The sequence below is a fragment of the Promicromonospora soli genome, assembly GCF_014653785.1.
In the GTDB taxonomy this organism is placed as follows: domain Bacteria; phylum Actinomycetota; class Actinomycetes; order Actinomycetales; family Cellulomonadaceae; genus Promicromonospora; species Promicromonospora soli.
Window position 1 is genome coordinate 797,128 of sequence record NZ_BNAS01000002.1, and the last position, 16,782, is coordinate 813,909.

Here is a 16,782-nt window from a genome sequence, read left to right on the forward strand (position 1 = left end):
GTTTCGGGCGCCCACGTGGATCGCCACCGCTCCGTACGGCGGGACCGACGCCGTGAACCAGCCGTCCCCGTTGACGGTGCGCGTCACCGAGCAGCTAGTGCTCGCGACGACGTCGCAGTACGTGCCCGCGGGGAGCGACGTCTGGAACCAGCGCTGCACCGTCGACCCGGTGTTGTTCAGCACCACGTACCCCCGGTTGCCTCGGCCGTAGGCGACGAGGTTGCCGCCGTCGTCCCACCAGTTCGTGACTGCTGTGCCCGCAACGGCGTTGTGGAAGCCGACCATGCCGCGGATCTCCGTCCAGCGCTGGGTGCAGGTCCACCGCCCTGCGCCGCAGGTCGCGTCGGGTACGGAGGTCTCGGTGGCGCCGGGCGCGCCGGCGTCGGCGTTCGAGAACTCGTAGCCGGAGTACACGGTGGGCGACCCGTACGGCCACGACAGCAGGAACGTGTTGGCCAGCACGTACTTGGCCCCCCACTTGTAGTTCATCGACTCGCCGTTGCGCTCGGTGTCGTGGTTGTCCACGAACACGCCTGCCCGGTTGGACGACAGCACGTTGTCGCCGATGAAGCGCAGGTTCTTGATCTGGCCGTCGAACTCGGCCTTGAGCCGGCGCACGTAGGTGAACTCGTGCGAGTCGCCGCTGCCCAGGTACTCCGACGGCTGGATCGGCTCGCCGGCGCCGCCGATCACCTCGTGCACCCAGAACACGTTCGGGTTGCTCATCCGCGCCTTGACCGCCTCGAGGTCCGACGCCGGGATGTGCTTCGCGGCGTCGATCCGGAATCCGTCGACGCCGAGGGAGACCAGGTCGTCGAGGTACGCGGCGAGCCTGCCGCGCACGTAGTCGGAGCCGGTGCGCAGGTCCTGGAGCGCGACGAGGCGGCAGTTCTGCACCTCATAGCGGTTGCCGTAGTCGGCGATGTTGGTGCGGCAGTCGTTGAAGTCCTGGGCGCCGTACGTGCCGGCGAAGCTGTCGTCCGAGAACTGGGTGCCGGCCACACCCGTGCCGGACTGGCCGGCGCCCGCCATGTGGTTCACGACGGCGTCGGCGATTACGCCGACCCCTGCGGCGTCGCAGGTGGCGACCATGTTCGCGAACTCCGCGCGGGTGCCCAGCTTGGACTCGATCCGGTAGCTCACGGGCTGGTAGGACGTCCACCACTGGGAGCCGCGGACGTGCTCCATCGGTGGCGAGACCTGCACGTAGCCGAACCCGGCCGGGCCGACGACGTTCGTGCACTCGGCGGCGACGGAGTCCCAGGTCCACTGGAACATGTTCAGGATGACGTCCCCGTCGCCGTGGACCGGGGTGGCGGCTCGGGCAGATTCGGCGGCGGGCGTGGCCGCGGTCGCGACCAGGCCCAGGGTTAGTGCGGTGGCGAACGTCGTGAGAGTTGCGAGCAGACGTCGGGGCACGTTCGGATGGCGCGTCATTGCGGCTCCTTGCGGCGTCGTACCGGGCTGAGGCGTGTGCGGCGTTGCACAGCCGTTCCGGATCTTGCTGCAAGCGTTGCAGAGCATCCGGCGACACGCCAGAGGCCCGGGTGAAAGACCCGGGCCCGGCGTGTCGGAGCTGTGGGCTCTCAGTCCTCGTTGGGCATGAGGATCCAGAACGCGATGTACGCGAGAAACTGCGGCCCCGGGATGAGGACCGAGGCGACGGTGAGGACCCGGACCAGCGTGGGGTCCCAACCGAATCGGCGCGCGATACCGGCGCAGACGCCGGCGATCATGCGTCCCTGGCGCGGACGAGAAAGTGTCTGTGTGGTCATGTCAGGCCGCCTGGGGCTCGTTCGGGATGAAGATCCAGCCGATCACGTAGGCCAGGACCTGCGGTCCCGGGATGAGGATCGATGCGACGGCGACGATGCGCACGGTCGTGGGATTCCAGCCGAAGCGGCGGGCGATACCGGCGCAGACGCCGCCGATCATGCGGCCCTGACGAGGACGGAAGAGTGTAGGTGTGCTCATGCCATCGACGGTACGTCTGTCGCGGGCTGGCGGGTATCCGGTGATTCCCTGGTGTGGCCCTGATCCGGGCCCGGAGAAATCTCCGAGAGTGAGCGCGGGTGAACTTCGCGGTTCTTCGTTGTTGTCGCGTTCTCGCCCGACCTAGTCTCGGCGCAGCCCTGCCTGCGCAGGGCCTTGCCGGCCCTGAGGGGGCCCTTCAGAGGAACGACGATTTGAACCCTTTGCGACCTACGGGTGTACCGAGCCGTGTCCTGGCAGTCCTGACTGGCGGTGCGCTCCTTGCAGGCCTGATCACGGTGCCTGCGATCCCGGCGTCGGCCGCGACGGCAGAGCCGTCACCGTCCGCGGAGCCTTCCGCCCCGGTAGAGCCGGCGCCGTTGATCACGATGAACGGCGAGGCTTGTGGCACCGAGCTTGCTTGGCACACCGGCACCGGTGATTACATCGATCTGCAGTGGGCCACGACGTTCGACGCTGCGACGGAGGTGTCGTCGGTCTACTACACGATCCTCGGACCGGACGGCGTGGCGGTGACCTGGTTCCCCGACCCGGTCGACGGCGGCCTGAGCACGGTCGAGCGCGAGCTGTACCTAAGCCACGGGAACGTTTATACCCTCGTGGTCCGCGTCCGTGAGGGCGACGTCTGGTCGACGGATCCGGTGGCGTCGTGCCGGTTCGGGGTGCGGCAGCCACCCGTCGTCGCGCTGACCGTGCCGGTGCTCGGCGCCGGAGCCGTGTATGTCTACGGCGAGGCTCGCGGTGGGGCGGGCGTGGCCGGTCAGTACCTGGTGGCCGCCACACGTCAGGGCGAGGCCGTCGCGTACGAGTACGCCGTGACGGCGAACTCGAGCCGACCCGCGACCTGGGAGAGCATCGCTGTGGCGGACAGCAGCCCGGCGTTGATCCCGGTTGTACCGACGGCATCCGGTAGTCAGTACCTGCACGTGCGGGGCGTTGACCGGTATGGCGTACGCGGTCCTGCTCGGTGGAAGAACTTCCTGGTGGGGACCGTCAGCACGACGAAGCCCGCACCGCCGGCGATCACCGTGCGCGGTCTGGAGGATTCGATCTCGGGCGACGGTCGTCTCCCGCTGGAGGTCACGCTCACGAGCGACCTGGAGGTCAGGCCGATGGGCGAGGTCGTGCTCCGGCACGGCACTCAGGAGGTCGGCCGTACGACGTTCGACGCACAGTCCGAGACCGTCCTCGTAGAGCAGGCGCCGCTCGGTACCGGGTTCCAGGACATAGCTGCCGAGTACCGGCAGTTCGAGGGCGCCCCCACGTTGTCTGCGACGGCCCGGATTTGTGCGGACGGCTGTCCTTTCGCTGGTGGAAAGGCCACCATCACGGCGTACGACGATGTGCGCCTGGACCCGAACCTGTACGTCGAGGTGTCCGGGTTCTCGCCGCAGCCGACGTCCTATAAGTTCGAGTGGCTGCGGGCGGGCAAGGTGGTCTCGTCCGGTCGAAGCGATGAGGACGCTCATTACCTCAGCCTGCCGCCCGACGAGGGACACACGCTGACGGCCCGAGTGACCGCCTACGGGCCGGGCATGGCGCCCAAGACGGTCACGGCTTCGGTCAAGATCGGCGACCGGGAGGACGCCGACGTCTGCTACGGCGGAAAGACGATCGGATCCAGATGGCTGACGAGGTACACATACTGCTCCCCGCAGACTGTCTCGTTCGGCGTCGAGGGGAGCGGTCGGGCAATCGAGATGCTGGTGGCCGAACCATGGCTGGCTCCGGGGTACACCAGCTCCAGGGCCGGGGAGCTACCCGATGACGGCAGCCCGACTCCTGCCTATTGGTTCGATCTAGAGGGCTACGTCCAGGGCCAGGGCTGGCAGGGGCTCAAGGTCAAGGACACGATCTACTATGTCGGCAGCGTCGGGCAGAACCGTCGCCTCGAGGCGTTCCGCATCGACGACGGCGGCGTGCTGGCCCCCTACTACGACGTCTGGTACCGCGCCTACGTACCGAAGTACGGCTGGCTGGGCTGGGCCAAGAACGGCGGGAACGCGGGCACTGTCGGGTTCGCCAACCGCATCGAGTCCATCCAGATCAAGGTCCTGCCGAAGGGCAAGCAGCTCACGTCCGGGTCGGGCAACGCGGCGTACTACTCCGCCGCGACGCAGCGGCAGGTGCACGTCCGGTCCTACCTCCAGACGTCGAACGTGTGGCGCACGCCTGTCGTCGGCGGCTCGACCGCGGGTCTGACCAGCACCAGCCAGCGCCTGAGCGCGGTGCGTGTCGACGTCGACGGGACGAGGTACTCGGGCGGGGTCCAGGTGGCCGCCAAGGTCGAGGGCGACGGTTGGCGCGGGTATGTGTCGAACGATCGTGTCGCGGGTACCTACCACAGTGCCCACCGGGTCTCCGCCTACAAGATGCGGCTGACGGGCCAGATGGCTGAGCACTATCACGTCTACTACCGGGCGCACGTCGCTGGGATCGGCTGGCTGGGGTGGGCGAGGAACGGCGGGGAAGCGGGTTCCGCGTCCTACACGAAGCGGGTCACCGCCGTGCAGGTGCTGCTCGTGCCGAAGGGTGATCCGGCGCCGCAGAGCGGCCGGGTGGCTTACCTCCGCTGAGCTCGTCCAGGTGAGGACACCGCACGGATCACTCATGCGGTGCCCTCACCAGCCGTTAGGCGCCAGCACCTTCCGGATCCGCTTCTCGCTGACCGGGCCGTCCGTGCCGAGCTGCTGCGCGAACAGCGAGACGCGCAGCTCCTCGAGCATCCACCGCACGTCGGCGAGCTCGGCGGCGCGAGCGGCGTCGGGCGAGCCGGCGGCGTACGTGGCCTGCGCCTTCTCGTAGGCGGAGGTCACATCGCCGATCCGCCAGGCGAGGTCGGAGTCCCGCGCCGGATTCTCGGCTGCCTTGGTCAGCCGGTGCGACGCCGCGCGCAGGTAGCGCGCCAGGTGCGGCAGCCGTCTCGGCGGCGTCGCCGACACGAAGCCGTCGTGGATCAGGGTCGCGCGGTGCTCACGGATGTCCTGCAGCGTGTTCAGCAGCGCCAGGCTGCCCGACGCGCGGACCTCCGCCTCGAGCGTCCGGCTCGCCGACAACGCGGCCACCACGTGCCCGACGACGCGGTACACCTCGTCCTCCAGGTGCTTCCGCACGAACGCCAGGGCGTCGGCATACGCCGCCGCGGAACGCACCGACGCCGCATCCGGTCCGCCCGACGGCGTGTCGTAGCGCGCCTCGTCCGCCGACGACGTCAGCGAGATGACGGCCGCAAGCTGCAGGTCCGCCACCAGGGACTCAGTGTTCGCATAGGGAGACGCGGCCATGGTCAGCGACTGCGTCCCAGTCCACCGCGACGTGATCCGCCCGGTACCAAGAGCGGCCTCGGACACCAGCAGCCGCCGTACCCCGGCGGCGTGCAGCACGTCCCGCCGCGTCTCGTCGGCCAGGATCCGCAGCGACACCCCGACGGACCGAGCCTGCCCCTTCACCTTCGGAGCAACCTCCTCCACAAGAGCCGGGAACCCCCGCACCACAACCCCGGCCCCCACATCGGTAGACACCGACGAAGGCAGCACCCCGCCGTCGGGCAACCCGGAAGGCCAAGAGGAAAGCCCACCCTGCTCCCCAACAACACCAGCACCAGCACCCCCGCCAACCACCCCACCGTTGGAGCCGCCGCCCACCCCAGAAGGCGACGCCCCTACGGAGGCCGGGGACGAGGAAGACCCTCGCGCGGACGTAATCCTTCCCGAAGTGGAGGGCCCCCCTGGGCCCGTGAACGCGTCCGCGCGAGGGTCTTCCTCGTCCCCGGCCGCCCCAACCGAAACAGCCCCAGCAGAAGCAGCAGAAGCAGCCCGAGCCTCAGCAAGCGCCGCACCAACAGCACCCCGCACCGCAGACCGCACAGCAGCCTCCGCACGCGCCGCCAACTTCCGCTGCAGCAGCAGCAGATCCTTCGACTCGTCCAGCACGACCGAAGACGCAGAACGCCCACGCCCACGCTCCTCGATCACCCGGAACGTCATCCGCAGGTGCCCCGGAAGCCGCGAGACCCGCTCCTCGTCCCACACCTCGGCCGGCACCACCACATCACGCAGCGCACGAACGGCCCGCGTGAACGCGGAGACGAACGGCTCCGCCATGTCGCCGGCCCGGACGATGTCTTCCCAGGCCGGGCTCTCCGCGCGCATCCAGGCGACTATGTCGCGCGCGACGTCGGGTGCCGGCACCAGCTCGCGCCGCACAGTCTTGGGCAGCGACTTGATGGTCGCGATGGTCAGCTCTTCGAGGAGCCCGGGCACCATCCAGTCGAACCCGTCGGGCACGACGCGCGCGAGCACGGCGACGGGAATGTGCACGGTGACGCCGTCGGCGTCGGACCCGGGCTGGAACTGGTAGGTGAGCGGCAGGGAGAGCTCTCCCTGGGGCCACGTCCCGGGGAACTCTGTCGTGTCGACGGACGCGTCGCCGACGAGCTGCTCCATCGTGAAGGCGAGCAGGTCCGGCGTCTCCTTGCGGGCCCGCGACCACCAGCGGTCGAAGTGCGCGGCGGACACCACGGAGTCGGGGACGCGCTCGTCGTAGAAGGCGAACAGGTCGTCCTCGTCCGCGACCAGCCCCCGCTGCCGGGAGCGGGCCTCGAGCTCGCCGGCCTCCTCCAGGAGGGCGCGGTTGTCGTGGAAGAACCGGTGGTGCGTGGTCCACTCGCCCTGCACGAGCGCGTGCCGCACGAACATCTCGCGTGCCGCCTCGGGGTCGACCTTCGCGTAGAGCACGCGGCGGTCGGACACGATCGGCACCCCGTACAGCAGCACCTTCTCGGTGCACATCGCCGCGCCCTGCTTGGAGGACCAGTGCGGCTCCGAGTAGGTGCGCTTCGCCAGCGGGCCGGCGAGGTCCTCTGCCCATTCGGGCTGGATACGCGCGACGTCGCGGGCCCACAGGCGGCTGGTCTCGACCAGCTCGCCCGCCATGATCCACACCGGAGGCTTCTTCGACAGCGGCGACCCGGGGAAGATCGCGAACCGCGCCCCACGGGCGCCCACGTACTCGTTGCGGGCCTGCTTCTTGGCGCGCTTCAGCGCAACTTCCCGCTGCGGTCCACGCAGGTGCGCGACGGCGGACGCCTTGACCTCCCCGGTGTCCTGCATGCCGATCTGTGACAGCAGCCCGGCGAGCAGCGACCTATGGATCGTGTCGTCGTCCCACATCTGCCGATACGAGGGCGACTCAATGTCGGTGCCCTCCACCGGACTGGGCCGAGCGCCGTCGGACGCGGGGCGGTGGCGCGGCTGGAACGACATCTCGATGCCCAGGGGCCTCGACATCTCGCGGAGCTGGGCCACGACGTCCTGCCACTCGCGGATGCGCAGGAAGTTCAGGTACTCGGCCTTGCACTGGCGGCGGAACGCCGAGCTCGACAGCAGGTGCTGCTGCTCCCGCACGTACTCCCAGAGGTTCAGGTAGGTGAGGAAGTCGGAGCCCGGGTCGGCGAACCGCGCGTGCAGCTGGTCGGCCTGCGCGCGCTGCTCGGCGGGGCGCTCGCGGGGGTCCTGGATCGACAGCGCGGCCGCCACGATCGCCACCTCGCGGGCCACGCCGTGGCGTGAGCCCTCGATGACCATGCGCGCCAGGCGCGGGTCCATCGGCAGCTGCGCGAGCGTGCGCCCCACCTCGGTGAGCAGCGTGACGCCGTCGACCTCCTCCAGCGCGCCGAGCTCGGTGAGCAGCTGGACACCGTCACGGATCGAGCGGGTGTCCGGCGGTTCCACGAAGGGGAACCTGGCGACGTCGTCGGGCGTGCTGACCACGCCCACCGAGATCATCTGCAGGAGTACCGACGCCAGGGAGGTGCGCAGGATCTCGGGCTCGGTGAACTCGGACCGCCCGGCGTAGTCCTCCTCCGAGTAGAGACGGATCGCAATGCCGTCCGCGACGCGGCCGGAGCGGCCGCTGCGCTGGTTGGCGGACGCCTGCGACACGGGCTCGATCGGCAGCCGCTGCACCTTGGTCTGCTTGGAGTAGCGGCTGATGCGTGCCGTGCCGGGGTCGACGACGTAGTGGATGCCCGGGACGGTCAGCGACGTCTCGGCGACGTTCGTCGCCAGCACGATGCGCCGCGAGGCGTGCGGCTGGAACACCCTGTGCTGTTCCGCGCTCGACAGGCGTGCGTACAGCGGCAGTATCTCGATGTGCTGCGGGTGCTTCGGGTCGCGGGCGCGTTCCTTGAAGTGCCCGGCGAGGCCGTCGGCGGCGTCGTGGATCTCGCGCTCGCCCGAGAGGAACACGAGGATGTCGCCGGTGCCCTCCCGCAGCAGCTCGTCGCAGGCGTCGATGATGCCGGTGACGAGGTCCTTCTCCTCGCCGCCCCGTGCCTTGCCCTTCTTCTTCGGGCTGCCCGAGTCCCGCGGTCCCCGCGAAGTACCGGAGCGGAGCGAGGACACTTCGTGGGGTGGCGGCGCCGGTCGCTCGCCCTCCGTAGCCGCCTCGCCCTCGTCGGGGGAGAGCGGGCGGTAGCGGATCTCGACCGGGAACGTCCGGCCGGAGACCTCGACGATGGGCGCCAGGTCCGCGAGCACCTCGGTGACGTATTCCGGCGCCCCGCCCCGCCGGGCCAGGGCCGCGGGCGAGAAGTGCGCGGCGAACCGCTCCGAGTCGATGGTGGCCGACGTGATGATGAGCTTGAGGTCGGGCCGCTGGGGGAGAAGCCGCGACAGGTAGCCCAGCAGGAAGTCGATGTTGAGGGACCGCTCGTGCGCCTCGTCGATGATGATCGTGTCGTAGGCGAGCAGCTGCGGGTCGCGCTGGATCTGGGCGAGCAGGATGCCGTCGGTCATGACCTTGACGAGCGTCTCGTCGCTGGACTGGTCGGTGAACCGGACCTGGTAGCCCACCACGCCGCCGAGCTGCGTGCCAAGCTCCTCGGCGATGCGCTCCGCGACCGTGCGCGCGGCCAGCCGCCGGGGCTGGGTGTGCCCGATCTGGCCCTGCCGTCCGCGCCCGAGCTCGAGCGCGATCTTCGGGATCTGCGTCGTCTTGCCCGAGCCGGTCTCGCCGGCCACGATCACCACCTGGTTGTCCCGGATCGCCGAGGCGATGTCCGCGCGGCGCGCGGAGACGGGCAGCTGCTCCGGGTAGGTGATGGGCGGCATCTCGACGGCCGCGCGCTTGGCCGCCGCGGCTTCCAGCTGGGCCGTCGAGACGCGCTGCGGCCCGTTACGCCGCGGCCGACGGTTCTGGTTTCCCGTCTGCTTACCCGAGCCGCGGCGACGGTTCCGGCCTCCGCCCGGGCGGCCGCGATCGCCGTCGGACACTGGGGTGGAAGAAGGCTCGGTACTCACAACCCCTCATTGTCCCAGGAACGGCAAGGTGATTTGCCCCGCCGGCGCTGCGGTCGGTCGGCCGCGCCGCCCCTAGGCCATGGGGATCGCTCCCCATGTTGCCTCGGCCGCGTCAGATCTAGGCTTCGAAAGCCTGCGACGTGCAGGGATGCGTGAGGGGAGCTGGATGGCTGAGCAGCTGAAGGTCGACGCCCGTCCGGCCACCGACGGGCCGACGTGACACCGAGCGAGCTCATCGATCTGTGCGAGCGCCGGATCAACGAGCTGAGCCGCATACGTCAGGGGTTCGAGCACATCGGCCTGCCGGAGCGCGTCGAGGCCTTGGTCGACGACCTCCGTGCCACGGCGTCCGGCTGGGACGCCGCGATTGACAGCCCGCCCGCGGGGAATCCCGCGGCCGTCCGCGCCAACGCGCAGGCCGTCCGGGCCGCCGCGGCGGGCCTGCGCACCATGGAGAGCGTGTTGCGCGGCCATGCCACGGTGGTGCTCGAAGCGCAGGGCATCGACGTCATGGCCAACACCCTCGACGACTACGCGACCGCCCTGGAGGCAGGGCAGGCCCGCCACGCCTCCGGTGCCGCCCGCCTCCGTGCCGCCCAGCAGAAAGTCGCCGGGCTCCCGTCGGTCATCGGCGACGCCGGGCCGGACGAGGTCGCGACGGCGTCGATGGCCGCGCTCGACGCCGCCTGCGCCGGGTACGCCGCCTGCCAGGACGCCTACCAGGCGGTGTTCGACGCCGAGGCAGCGCTCCGCGCCGCCGTGTCCGACGCCGGGCCCAGGCGCGGATCGTCGACGCCCCGCCCCGCGAAGGTCCGGCACCACATGCAGCAAGCCAGGGCCACGGTGAAGTAGAACCGTGGCGAAGTAGAACCGTGGCGAAGAAGAAGCAGGGCGCCCGAGGGACGCCCTGCTTCCTGGTGCTTCGGGGTAATGAGGCGGATCAGTACGAGCAGGTGTTCAGGAGCCCCTGCAGCGCTGTCTTCTCGGCGGAGTTCAGCGTGAGGCCCCAGCGGTACTTCGTGTGGATCCACATCTTCGAGTACGCACAGCGCTTGCTGGCGAGCGGCGGGACCCACTCGGCGGGGTCCTTGTCGCCCTTCGACCTGTTCGACTCGGCCGTGACAGCGATGAGCTGCGGGCCGGCGAGATCGTTCGCGAAGCTCCGCCGGCGGTCCGTCGTCCACTCGCTGGCACCCGAGCTCCAGGCCTCGGACAGGGCCACGACGTGGTCGATGTCAAGGTCCGACGGCGCCGTGCGCGTTTCGCCGTCCCACTCGCTGTACCAGCTGCCCGACGTCGGGTAGCAGTCGCTACCGACCTGCACGTTGCTGCCGTCGCGCTTGAGGACGGTCTCGCGGGTGGTGCACCCGTCGACAGTGATCCAGTGCGGGAACAGGTCTCGGTCGTACGGGGCAGACGAGCCCTCTGCCTTCACGGTGAGTGCGTTGAGCTCGGACTGCGCGGTTGCCTTGGAGGGGAGGCCCGGTGGGTAGGCGCCTGCGGGCTGGGGGTGCACCACCACGAGGAGCGCGACAAGCGCCAGCGCCGTGACGGACGCGATCAGGTGACGCGTTCGAGACCCTCGCTGAACGGCGAACTGCGACATGGGACAGACCTTCCTCGAGACTGACCTGGGCGTTCATCGTCGAGGCGGTCGGTGACGGCTACATGACCATGATGTGACGGTTGGCGAAAATCCACCCATATGCGTAGTTCGTGCCACCTCAACTACAAAGCGGCGCATCGGCGAGGCAGGGCGCCCGGTGGGCACCCTGCCTCGTGATGCTTCTCAGTGCGGGGCCGATCAGGACGAGCAGGTGTCGAGCAGCGGCTGCAGCGACGCCTTCTCCGCGGTGTCCAGGGTGAGGTCCCAGCGGTACTTGGTGTGGATCCACATCTTTGCGTAGGCGCAGTGCGAGCTGGCGAGCGGCGGGACCCACTCGGCGGGGTCGTTGTCGCTCTTCGACCTGTTCGACTCGGCCGTGACAGCGATGAGCTGCGGGCCGTCGAGGTCGTTCGCGAAGTCCTGCCGGCGGTCCGTCGTCCACTCGCTGGCGCCCGAGTGCCAGGCCTCGGACAGGGCCACGACGTGGTCGATGTCAAGGTCCGACGGCGCCGTGCGCGTTTCGCCGTCCCACTCGCTGTACCAGCTGCCGGACGTCGGGTAGCAGTCGCTGCCGACCTCGACGCCGTCGCCGTCGCGCTGCAGGACGGTCTCGCGGGTGGTGCAGCCATCGACGGTGATCCAGTGCGGGAACAGGTCCCGGTCGTACGTGTCCGACGAGCTCTCCGCCTGCACGGTGAGCGCGTCGAGCTCGGCCTGGGCCACTGCCTTGGACGGGACGTCCGGTGGGTAGGCGTCGGCGGGCTGGGGGTACACCACGATGAGGAGCGTGACGAGCGCCAGCGCCGCGACGGACGCGATCAGATGGCGGATTCGAGACGTTCGCTGAACGACGAGCTGCGACATGGGACAGACCTTCCTCGAGACTGACCTGAGCGCGTTCATCGTCGAGGTGGCCGGTGACACCCGAATGACCGTTATGTGACGTTTGGAGAAATTTCACCCGCTCTGCCGCCATGGCCCGCTGGAGACGGTTCGCCTGGGCTGTCGTCCCAAGCGCAAGGTCCGCCCCGACCAAGCGATCTGGCATGGGGTCTGGGTGAGGACCATGCCAGATCGCTTGGCAGAAGCGGACCTCTGTCGGGCAGCTGGCCGGCTCAGATCGCGCCGGCGGTCAGCAGGCCGAAGTAGTAGCCGAGGCCGACCAGGAGCAGGGCGCCGACGGTCTCGATGATGGCGAGCGCGAGGCCCCAGCGGGCGAGCCACAGGTCGAAGCCCTCCTTGCCGGCGCGGGCGACCGCGATGGCGTTCAGGATGACGCCGATGACCGGCAGGGCGGCCAGGAAGAAGGTGACGAGGCTGAACACCGCGGTCTGCGGGTCCTCCTCCTCGGCAGCATCGGCGGCGGCCGGCGTTGCGACGGCGATCGCGGCGGCGACCTCGGTCGTGGCGACGGCCGTCGCGGTCTCGGCAACCGGAGCCGCGGCGTCGGGCGCGGGCTCGACGGCGGGGGCCGCGGTGGTGGTCTCTGGTGCGGGGGCCTCGGCCTCTGCCTTCGCCTCGGACGTCGCCTCGGGCGCGGCGGGCTCGGTCTCCACGACCGTGGTGGCGGCCGCGGCCGTGTTCTCTTCGGTCGGGGCCTCGGCGGTCGTGGTGTCGGGCGTGGTCATGGTGGTAGTGCTCCCCTGGTTGCAGGTTCTAGGAAATGTCAGGCCATATTGTGGAGTATCCAAATGATCCTGGATAGACCGTTATAGCCCATAGATGTATACCCCTGAGTGCAGCGGAGGCCGCCGCTCCGGGGGGAACGACAGCCTCCGTGCTGCTGAGGGCGCTGCCGGGCGCGCAGGCGCCCGTGGTGTGCTGCTAGGTCACATGGTCGTGGCGGCCGGAAGCGAGAGCGTCGTCAGATAGACGCCGACCCCGACGATCACCAGGTACAGCACCGTGAAGATGATCGAGAGGGCGAGGCCCCACTTCGCGAGCTTGCTGTCCAGGCCCGCCTTGCCGGCCTTCGACACGGCGATCCCCGACACGATGATCCCGATCGGCGAGGCGATGAACGCCAGCACAAAACCAACGATGGCCAAGGTGTTCGCCTGCGGGTCCTGGGCTGTGCCCTGGACGGCGGGTGCGTTGGGAGTCTCGGACATGAGGGACTTCCTTTCACGGCCACTGTTCCGGCCGTTCGGCTGCGGGCGCGAGTGCGCCCGTACGGACCCGGGTCAGTGTGAAGCATCCTGAGATGTACCTGGAAGACCTCATTGCGTTATACGCCCGAATCGTTACCCTTGTCGACCGTGGGTGTCATCAGCGCCGACGTCGTCGTCCTCGTGGAGGAGTGCGGTTCACCTGAGCGCCGATAATTACCCCGCTCGGATTCGCCAGACCGTGATAGTCCTGTGTAAGGATCCGAAGTTACTGCGCACCACGAAGCAGCGCACCGACCGAGGGGGCGACGCGTGAAGGACCAGGCGAAGAAGCCCGTTCACCCCACTCCCCGCGCGAGCCTGCGCAGGTTTCTCCGGACCGCCTGGACCGGGGCTGTCGCCACCCTGATCGCTGCGGGCGTGCTGGTCACGGCCGCGGCGAGCGTTCCCGCGTCGTACGCACCGGGCACTGCCCGGGACCTTCCGATCCGGCTCTACGGCCTGATCGAGAGCTTCACCGTCGGCGAGACCAAGACCGCCCCGGAGGGCGTGACGCTGGGTCAGATCGTCGCGGTCCTCGAACGCGCGGAGAAGGAGGCGCAGGAACAGGGCCCCGACTTCAGCCCTACGGTCGCGCAGGCCGCTGCAGAGCTGGGAATGCTGTACACCACGTACCAGATGCAGCAGCTGGCGTTCGGCGAGAACAACGAGGGCCTTCGCATCGAGGACGCCCCCGTCGCGCGCACGTCCGAGCAGGGCCCGTCGGAGCAGGACGCCAGCGCTCCGGGGTCGGGCGCCGAGAAGGACGGTGCGCAGAAGGGCGACGCCGAGAACGACGACCGCGGTGCTGACAAGAAGGACACCGCCGACAACCTGCCGCCGGACGAGGACGGCCCGCCCGCGGTACAGGTGTCGGACGAGCACGCCTCGGTCATCGAGCCGCACACCCACGACCCGCAGGCAAGCTACGTCACCTACGACGAGGTAGTGATCGCAGCGGTGCGGCTGGCGAACATGCTGGATCCGTCGGTGCCCAACGCGCTGGTGGAGGTGGAGGGCGTGGACGAGCGCGAGGGGGGCTTCTCGCTGCGCGAGAGCCTGCTCGACGTGGTGAGCATGTTCGGTGGTTCGACCCTGGGTTATGCCAATGGCCGTATCCCCGCGGACGTGCTGTGCCCGCTGGAGTTCGCGCCCGGGCACATGCTGCGCTGTGACGCGGCTGAGCGGCTGACGGCGCTCAGCGCGCAGTACGAGGAGGAGTTCGGCTACCCGATACCCATCACCGACTCCTACCGGTCCTACGCCGCTCAGGTCGCCGTAGCTGGGATCAAGCCGCATCTCGCGGCGATCCCGGGCACGTCGAACCACGGCTGGGGCCTGGCTGTGGACCTGGACAACCCGATCGCGGGCGGCAACTCCCGGGAGTACGTCTGGATGCGTGTGCACGGTCCTGACTACGGCTGGGACAACCCGTCGTGGGCCCAGCTCGGCGGCGCCAAGCCCGAGCCGTGGCACTTCGAGTTCTTCGCGGCCGGCTCCATCCCGAACCGCGCCATCGACGCGTCCGACGTCGGCACCTGGGCGCCGACCGACTCGGCGAGCCCGCGCTACAAGCCGGCGCTCGACCCCAAGCCGACCGACGACACGTCCGGGGGCACGGTTCGCGATCCCGTCACGAAGCCGTCGGACGAGCCGAGCACCAGCCCGCCTTCGCAGAAGCCGCCGCAGCCGACGCCCAAGCCGACGGACCCGACGCCCACGCCGACGCCAACCCCGAAGCCGACGCCCACGCCTACCCCGACGCCGACGCCTACCCCGACGCCGACGCCGACGCCTACCCCGACGCCGACGCCTACCCCGACGCCCACGCCGACGCCGACGCCGACCGACCCCACGCCCACCCCAACCCCAACCCCGACGCCCACGCCGAGTGATCCGAACCCCACGGATCCGACGGATCCGTCGTGCTCGAGTGACGACAGCGACGCTGAGACGAGCCAGTCGACCGCACCGAGCCCCGACGCCCAGCCCGAGTCCGAGGCCGAGCCCGAGCCCGAGCCGACGACCTCGCCGTGTCCGAGCGACGAAGCCGCGGGTACCGGGGACGGGACCGCACAGGATCCCGAGCCCTACTCGACGACGTCGACCCCGCTGGCTACCCTCCGCGAGGAGCTTGGCGTCGTCGGCGACGACACCGAGGACTGATCAGGGAAGGGACAGCCGTGCAGATGCCGAGCGAACGGGCAGCGTCCGGCTCCGAGGGAGGGGCCAACGACGACCCCCGGCGCTTCCTGCGGTCCGGGCGCCTGGAGACCATGCCGCGGCGGTGGCGCGACAAGGTCGCGGTGACGCGGTACCTCGCGGTGCAGGTGCTGCCAACGCTGCTGGAGCCGATGACCGAGCGCGAGCTGACGGACCGGCTGCACGAGCTGGTCCACGACCCGGTAGGCGTCCGGCGCGCGATGGTGGACCAGGGTCTGGTGCGGCGCACACGTGACGGCGCCGAGTACTGGCGCACGGAGCGCACCGAGTACGACGCCTGAGCCCCCAGGGAGTCCGGGTTGCCGCGCGGGAGATAACTTGACCATAGTGCGAGACAACGAAAACCCGTGTTTTCGGGATGGGAAATCTCATGAGTGAAGAGCGTGCTGTCGCGGCGCTCGAGGCGGCGGGTATCCCGTTCGAGATCAAGCGGCACGGCCAGGTCGGGAGCCTCGCTGAGGCAGCAGCCGCGCGCGGGGTCCAGCCGGCAAAGCTGATCAAGACCATGGTGGTGCGGCGGGCCGACGGTGATTTTCTGTTCGTGCTGGTCCCTGGTGACCGGCAGATCTCCTGGCCAAAGCTGCGTGCACTGCTCGGCGTCTCGCGGCTGTCGATGCCGAACAAGGACGTGGCTTTCGAGGTCACAGGCTACGAGCGGGGAACCATCACTCCGTTCGGGTCGTTCCACAGGTGGCCCGTCGTCGCGGACTCCCGGCTCAGCGAGCCGGGGCTCGTGTCGATCGGCGGAGGCGCTCACGGTGTGGGTGCCACGGTCGATGCCGTCGACCTCACGACGGCACTCGACGCCACGGTTGCGGACGTGACCGACCCTGCCTGAGACCCTCTCGGGGAGGTGCCGAGCAGGCCCGCAAGGACGCGGAGGCCGACAGTTCCCCTTCGCGCAACGTGACCGTAACGCCATGGGGGTGGACGAAAGCCCGGTGTCGGGTGAACACTCGCCGTAGGCAAATCTTGCCCCACGGGGGCAAGGACCGGTCAGACAGCACCAAGAAGTGTCCAAGTCAACGTCCAAGCCAGTTTGTAAGTCAGTGTCTAACGAAGTCGAGCCGACCAATGCAGGACGGAGCGAATGACCCCATGGACCCTCTCCCGTCAGACTCAGCGCAGGACCTGGTTCCCGGACGACTGGGATCCGGTATCGCCTGCCGGAACACCTACGAGGGCACGGTGCTGACCCTCTGGGGTGACATCGATGCGCTGTTGCGCGAGAACGCGAGCGCGGCCATGGCCACGCTCGCCGCACGACCCGATCCCGACCCCGTCATCGTCGACGCTCGGGACGTCACGTTCATCGACTCCTCCGGGGTGGCCTTCATCCTGCAGGTGTTCGTGCTCGGCGAGGAGACGGGTTCCCCCGTGCTGCTCCGCGAGCCGTCCGCCGTGGTGATGGAGGTCCTGGACATGGTCGGTATCAGCCAGCGGATCCCGGTGGTCCGCAACGCTGCAGCAGCGCCTGAGCCGCAACTGCACCTCATGTGATCGTTCGCGTCCG

14 protein-coding genes are annotated in these 16,782 nt (G+C 69.4%); 6 read left to right on the top strand and 8 right to left on the bottom strand.

Annotated elements, in window-relative coordinates:
• The 3 genes from IE250_RS09385 to IE250_RS09395 all read right to left on the bottom strand — a co-directional run.
• Positions 1-1,437 (bottom strand): alpha-amylase (locus tag IE250_RS09385; RefSeq protein ID WP_189668985.1); only part of this gene is annotated, 1,437 nt, incomplete at its 3' end.
• A 149-nt stretch (positions 1,438-1,586) separates the two neighbouring features.
• The gene (locus tag IE250_RS09390; RefSeq protein WP_189668986.1) at positions 1,587-1,775 is read right to left on the bottom strand and encodes a PspC domain-containing protein; all 189 of its coding nucleotides are present in this window, start codon (positions 1,773-1,775) and stop codon (positions 1,587-1,589) included.
• Between the two features lies 1 nt (position 1,776).
• On the bottom strand, positions 1,777-1,974 hold the full coding sequence (locus IE250_RS09395; protein ID WP_189668987.1) for a PspC domain-containing protein: 198 nt from the start codon (positions 1,972-1,974) through the stop codon (positions 1,777-1,779).
• Between the two features lie 386 nt (positions 1,975-2,360).
• Here IE250_RS09395 and IE250_RS09400 point away from each other — a divergent pair, with 386 nt between their 5' ends.
• Positions 2,361-4,568 carry a hypothetical protein gene (locus IE250_RS09400; RefSeq protein ID WP_229872323.1) on the top strand — a complete coding sequence of 736 codons (2,208 nt, stop codon included), beginning with the start codon at positions 2,361-2,363 and terminating at the stop codon, positions 4,566-4,568.
• A 45-nt stretch (positions 4,569-4,613) separates the two neighbouring features.
• Here IE250_RS09400 and IE250_RS09405 read toward each other — a convergent pair whose 3' ends face one another.
• Complete coding sequence (locus IE250_RS09405; protein ID WP_444544351.1) at positions 4,614-9,104, bottom strand: DUF3418 domain-containing protein; 4,491 nt, start codon at positions 9,102-9,104, stop codon at positions 4,614-4,616.
• Between the two features lie 405 nt (positions 9,105-9,509).
• Between IE250_RS09405 and IE250_RS09410 the strand changes: the two genes are divergently transcribed.
• Positions 9,510-10,145 carry a hypothetical protein gene (locus IE250_RS09410; protein ID WP_189668989.1) on the top strand — a complete coding sequence of 212 codons (636 nt, stop codon included), beginning with the start codon at positions 9,510-9,512 and terminating at the stop codon, positions 10,143-10,145.
• A gap of 88 nt (positions 10,146-10,233) precedes the next feature.
• Here IE250_RS09410 and IE250_RS09415 read toward each other — a convergent pair whose 3' ends face one another.
• The 4 genes from IE250_RS09415 to IE250_RS09430 form a co-directional block, all read right to left on the bottom strand.
• The gene (locus IE250_RS09415; RefSeq protein WP_189668990.1) at positions 10,234-10,899 is read right to left on the bottom strand and encodes an HNH endonuclease family protein; all 666 of its coding nucleotides are present in this window, start codon (positions 10,897-10,899) and stop codon (positions 10,234-10,236) included.
• Between the two features lie 198 nt (positions 10,900-11,097).
• Positions 11,098-11,763 (bottom strand): HNH endonuclease family protein, encoded by a 666-nt coding sequence (locus IE250_RS09420; protein WP_189668991.1) that lies wholly within the window; start codon positions 11,761-11,763, stop codon positions 11,098-11,100.
• A 251-nt stretch (positions 11,764-12,014) separates the two neighbouring features.
• A complete protein-coding gene (locus tag IE250_RS09425; protein ID WP_189668992.1) occupies positions 12,015-12,527 on the bottom strand; it encodes a hypothetical protein in 513 nt (170 codons plus the stop codon).
• A gap of 201 nt (positions 12,528-12,728) precedes the next feature.
• On the bottom strand, positions 12,729-13,010 hold the full coding sequence (locus IE250_RS09430; protein WP_189668993.1) for a hypothetical protein: 282 nt from the start codon (positions 13,008-13,010) through the stop codon (positions 12,729-12,731).
• A gap of 309 nt (positions 13,011-13,319) precedes the next feature.
• Between IE250_RS09430 and IE250_RS09435 the strand changes: the two genes are divergently transcribed.
• The 4 genes from IE250_RS09435 to IE250_RS09450 all read left to right on the top strand — a co-directional run bounded on the left by IE250_RS09435 (position 13,320) and on the right by IE250_RS09450 (position 16,769).
• The gene (locus tag IE250_RS09435; RefSeq protein WP_189668994.1) at positions 13,320-15,212 is read left to right on the top strand and encodes a M15 family metallopeptidase; all 1,893 of its coding nucleotides are present in this window, start codon (positions 13,320-13,322) and stop codon (positions 15,210-15,212) included.
• Between the two features lie 23 nt (positions 15,213-15,235).
• Positions 15,236-15,550 carry a DUF2087 domain-containing protein gene (locus IE250_RS09440; RefSeq protein ID WP_189669180.1) on the top strand — a complete coding sequence of 105 codons (315 nt, stop codon included), beginning with the start codon at positions 15,236-15,238 and terminating at the stop codon, positions 15,548-15,550.
• 89 nt (positions 15,551-15,639) lie between these two features.
• Positions 15,640-16,107: an aminoacyl-tRNA deacylase gene (locus IE250_RS09445; protein WP_189668995.1), complete on the top strand. Its 468-nt coding sequence runs from the start codon at positions 15,640-15,642 to the stop codon at positions 16,105-16,107.
• A gap of 260 nt (positions 16,108-16,367) precedes the next feature.
• Positions 16,368-16,769, top strand: a complete 402-nt coding sequence (locus IE250_RS09450) for an STAS domain-containing protein (protein WP_229872290.1) — start codon at positions 16,368-16,370, stop codon at positions 16,767-16,769.
• The last annotated feature ends 13 nt before the right edge of the window (positions 16,770-16,782 follow it).